This is a genomic window from Streptomyces sp. DH12 (assembly GCF_020873895.1).
In the GTDB taxonomy this organism is placed as follows: domain Bacteria; phylum Actinomycetota; class Actinomycetes; order Streptomycetales; family Streptomycetaceae; genus Streptomyces.
Map to the genome: position 1 here is coordinate 1 of NZ_JAHWGT010000888.1, position 473 is coordinate 473.

1 pseudogene is annotated in these 473 nt (G+C 62.8%); it reads right to left on the reverse strand.

Going from position 1 to position 473, the window contains the following annotated elements:
• Window positions 1–341: 341 nt before the first annotated feature.
• Window positions 342–473, reverse strand: a pseudogene (locus LPA54_RS37620) (ATP-binding protein); the annotation flags it as partial.

A 473-nucleotide genomic window follows, 5' to 3' on the forward strand; every position in this document is an offset into this window, starting at 1 on the left:
GAGATGGAAAGCCCCGCCATTCGTCCTCCTTGACGCTTGGGCTGAGCTCAAGATGTGGACGGGATTGTAGGTACCGGAACCTGATCTAAACAGACCGCGAGAAATGTAAATGGCGCGCAGTCGCTCTTCACCATTGATCTCCGGCGACCGGTCGGCCGGAAATCGGTAATGCCTTTGAGGCATTCTCTTGATCGCATTTTCCCGGGCGCGGAGGATCGTGAACGAATTCACGCGATCATCCGCTGGGAACCACTGTAAGGGCGGTCCCCGGCACCCGCACGTGCCGAAGGGCCCCCATGCAGGGGGCCCTTCGGAAAACGGTCGGCGTACGGGTGAACCGGTCAGGTGAACAGCGCGGCCGGCGGCGTGGTGGGCCACCTCATGCGGATCGATCCGCCGCTCTCCCCGGCACTGACCTCGACATCGTCGACGAGGCCGCTGATGACCGCGAGGCCCATCTCGTCCTCCTCGGA